Source organism: Flavobacterium sp. (assembly GCF_965657075.1).
Lineage (GTDB): Bacteria > Bacteroidota > Bacteroidia > Flavobacteriales > Flavobacteriaceae > Flavobacterium.
Window position 1 is genome coordinate 1 of record NZ_CBFHMV010000051.1, and the last position, 3607, is coordinate 3607.

The following is a 3607-nucleotide window of genomic DNA, read 5'->3' on the forward strand; positions in this document are numbered from 1 at the left end:
CTTAATCTTACTAATACATGGCAAATTTTAGGTAAAAATAACCATATCCTATTGATTTACAGACATTTAGAGATTTATTTCTTTCGTGTAATTTATTCTATAAAAATTATTTACATCCCTATATTTTTTTTCAAATAATTTTTATAGATCTAATTCCTGTGATAATTCAATCTTGAATTGAGAATTAGGGATTAAGATTAGAAACACTAATTTGTGATAATAAACATCAAGAAGATAATTTTAAATTAAACATTAGTAATTAATTACTATCGAAATAATGAATATCCATTTAAGGTTTTAATATTAATTTTAAGAATCAAATCGAAAGAATGCAAATATATAATTGATCAGGAAAAAATTTACTAAAAACAATTATATGTAAGAAAAACTAAAATACCTAATTTACTAAAGTAATTAAAATAAAAATATTGTAAGCTGTAGTTAGTATGAATATGAGTCTATTGCAATGAAAACGAATAAAACAGCTTATTGAAAGTAAGCGAATTTTCTGTATACTCTGCCATTGTTTTAAGTTTTGGGACCTTAACACCTAGAGGGTCGGCAATGGTACTTGAGAAAACTTGGATTAAGAAGGTAAGGACACACTTGTATGGATTTAATTTTTTTTTGACACTTAAATTTTTTCATTGATTTTTTTTGCTTTGGGCATTGGCTTTCCACTTTTTAAAAGAACAAGCTGCAGACAATTAGGAAAGCCCTTAAAAGTCTTTGAAAATTTCTGGATTCAGCCATTATATTTTTAGATTAAAAATTGGCATCATTAATTGCGTCAAATTAGACGCTATATTTCCCAATGAGGCTAACAAAGAATTAAAGCATTGTTTATCGACATTCTTTCAATTCTAAATGATTCTCCACTTCTCTTCCACTTTCTTTAACAATGGGTTAATTGACGAACTTAAGTAGATAAAAACCAGATAGAAACCCATTAACCTAAATGGATGCATTGGTAGAAACACCCAAACAGACTACAAGTATACCTACCGCAATCAACCGATAGCCGGATACTTTAGCAAGTTGTAGTCTAGTAAAGGACTTATAAAAAAAAGGTTTGTAGATATATACAAACAAGCTTTCTTCCGCCCTATTGGACATTCAGCCAGAAAGCAGATGGCTAAATCTAGTTAGATAGACATGAACGCTTTTCAAAAAATTTAACTACACTAAAATCCTCCAAGACAACCAGATAATGTCCCATTCTTGCCATGCATAATTTTCCAATGAATAATCAATGAACTACCTCAAATGCTGAAATCAGCAATTTTTCGGTTTTGGTTCAATTCTTAATCGTTTTTAAAAGAAATATAGCTAAGTATTGGATTAGTAGCGTGGCTGACCTTAGTTAGAAATCCAATTTCAATAAACAATCTTAAATTTAGGTCAGATAGTAAAAATCCTGAGAAGCTTAAATTTTAGTAAGTCTATATTGATACATTTTTAAACAGTGGCTTTATCCCAAGCTAGCTTAACTATAAGCCAGCAAAGAGATCCATGATTATAAATCATTCAATCAGTTTAAAGTTAATTAATTTGAATAGAAGTTGCCTCCATTTAAAATAAGTTTCAACCAAGTCTAAAAACCAAAAACATTCTAATTGCCACTATTTCAAATAGTTTATTTAAAACTATTTTTTTTTTGATAATAGGTATTTATTATTCTAATTCAGAATAAAACTAAACATCTATTTAAATAAACTCAAACCTTTTAAAATTAAATACAACTAGAACTAGATCCACTAATTCTTTCTTGACTAAAAATGGAGATAATAAAGTAATATTACAAAAGAATTATTAAATAGTTTCATTATAATTTTTCACAAAAAAACAAACAAAATAAATTTATTTTTCGAAAAAATTAATAAAGATACTTTTTCTAAAATCAAATGAAATTTTGGTATTTAGCTCAAAAGAATAATTTTTTACTTAAATAAGTCCTCAAAATTAATGTTTAATGCAAAAAAAATTAAAAAAATCGTACCTTTACAATTAAATTAACGATGGGGAAATAAAATTATTCACAATTATTTAAAGAGTAACTTTAACTATTTCAAGATATTCGATAAATGTAACTTAGAAAAATCTCTTGTAATGGTAAATATCAAAGTAAAATATAATTTTGTACAATGAATAAAAAAATTTCTTTAAAAAATGAACTAATAAAGAAATCAAGAACAAGGATTATTAGTTTAAGTCAAAATTAAATTAACTTAAAGAAATAAAATTAATTACTTTTATAATGGAGGAAATAAAGCTATCTAAAATTTTTATAGTTGATGATATTCAATCAAATATTGATTTGATAATCGAAATCTTGAAAATAGAAGGTTTTTCAGATATACATTTTACAACAGAATCACATAAAGCTCTTGAAAATATTTCATTTTTAAAGCCTGATTTAATTATAGTAGATTTGATGATGCCCAAAGTTTCAGGCTTTGACATTTTAGAACATCTAAATAAATCAAAAGAAGAAAATTGGATTATTCCTGTTTTAGTATTGACCGCCAGTAATAATCCTGCGGATAAATTAAAAGCTTTAAAACTAGGAGCAACAGAATTTTTAACTAAACCATTGGATATTACTGAAACATCATTAAGAATTAAAAATATTCTTACTACAAGTTACTTATTCAAAACCGAAAGAAATTTACGCCAAAATCTTGAAGAAAAAATCCGAGAAAGGACAAGAGATTTAGAAATAGCAAAAAACGAAGCAGAAAAAAATGAACTTAAGTACAGAAATCTCTTCAATGCAAATAGTGACGCCATAAGTATTTCTTCTATTAAAAATGAAAAGCCTTCTTATTTTTTGGAGAGTAATCCAGCAAATAAAATACTTTCTGATTATGAAATGGAAGAATTCAAAACATTGACTATATATGATTTTATCCAAGATGAAAGAAAGGAGCAATTTGATAATATGATCAGTAAACTAGAAAAAAATGAAATCATAAGTTTTGAAACTACTGCAAAATCGAAAAAAGGTAAAATAAAAAATATTGAAGCAAAATGTATACTGATTGAATACAACGGAGAAAAAGCTATATTAAATATTTTTAGAGATATAACTGAGAGAACTAAATTTATTGAGGCTATGATAGCCCAGAACAAAGTACTGAAAGATATAGCCTGGTCCCAATCACATGAAGTTAGGGCTCCATTGGCAACTTTAATTGGATTAGTGAATCTAATATCAGAATATGATGAAAAGGAATTTCAAACCGACGGAAAGGAGATCCTCAAAATGATCAAGAAATATTCGGATGATTTAGATCAGATTATTAAGAAAACTTCAGAAAAAACATATATATCAAACTTGTTCACAAATCCAGGTGAATTATAGGAATAAAGAAATCCTTTTTTTTAATAAGGTTTATTTTTTATTCTTTTTCCTTATTTCATGATAAACCCCATCCCAAAGTCTGATCCTCATTTTCAACGCTTCAAGTGTAACAAATTCAGCTTCTTCCCAAAACTCATCATTATCACCACACAAGCTTGCAGTCATCTCAAGAGACAAGTGACTATGATGGTCTCCATCCACTACAATCTGCCTCTCCAAATAATATTTAAATACAGACACCTT

The 3607-nt window shown here is 26.9% G+C and carries 2 protein-coding genes; one reads left to right on the top strand and one right to left on the bottom strand.

The features are described from left to right. The first annotated feature begins 2257 nt into the window (after positions 1 to 2257). Positions 2258 to 3364 carry a response regulator gene (locus ACTF56_RS12890; protein ID WP_438967318.1) on the top strand — a complete coding sequence of 369 codons (1107 nt, stop codon included), beginning with the start codon at positions 2258 to 2260 and terminating at the stop codon, positions 3362 to 3364. Positions 3365 to 3394: 30 nt separating this feature from the next. Here ACTF56_RS12890 and ACTF56_RS12895 read toward each other — a convergent pair. Beyond that, the coding region (locus ACTF56_RS12895; protein ID WP_438967319.1) for a DUF3050 domain-containing protein at positions 3395 to 3607 on the bottom strand (213 nt) is incomplete at its 5' end.

What these genes read in the sequence shown, in the direction of transcription:
- ACTF56_RS12890 (WP_438967318.1), top strand. Translation starts at nt 2,258, where the DNA reads ATGGAGGAAATAAAGCTATCTAAAATTTTTATAGTTGATGATATTCAA.